Source organism: Streptococcus pseudopneumoniae, assembly GCF_001072925.1.
In the GTDB taxonomy this organism is placed as follows: Bacteria; Bacillota; Bacilli; order Lactobacillales; family Streptococcaceae; genus Streptococcus; species Streptococcus pseudopneumoniae_Q.
Window position 1 is genome coordinate 1 of the sequence record NZ_JVHE01000073.1, and the last position, 531, is coordinate 531.

The window sequence follows — 531 nt, forward strand, 5'->3', positions numbered from 1 at the left end:
GCCTCAGAGTCAGCAAGCACAAGCGCATCAGAATCAGCAAGCACAAGCGCATCAGAATCAGCAAGCACAAGCGCATCTGAGTCAGCAAGCACAAGCGCATCAGAATCAGCGTCAACAAGTGCATCTGAGTCAGCGTCAACATCAGCTTCAGAATCAGCAAGCACAAGCGCATCTGAGTCAGCGTCAACATCAGCATCTGAATCAGCGTCAACAAGTGCGTCAGAATCAGCATCAACGTCAGCTTCTGAATCAGCATCAACAAGTGCCTCAGAGTCAGCAAGCACAAGCGCATCTGAGTCAGCAAGCACATCAGCTTCAGAATCAGCAAGCACAAGCGCATCTGAGTCAGCAAGCACATCAGCATCTGAGTCAGCGTCAACATCAGCGTCTGAATCAGCATCAACAAGTGCGTCTGAATCAGCAAGAACATCAGCATCTGAGTCAGCGTCAACATCAGCTTCTGAGTCTGCGTCAACAAGTGCCTCTGAGTCAGCGTCAACATCAGCTTCTGAATCAGCATCAACAAGTGCC

At 49.9% G+C, this 531-nt stretch carries 1 protein-coding gene; it reads right to left on the reverse strand.

The features are described from left to right. A partial coding sequence (locus tag ADH81_RS11305; protein WP_049526721.1) for a hypothetical protein occupies positions 1-531 on the reverse strand: 531 nt, incomplete at both ends.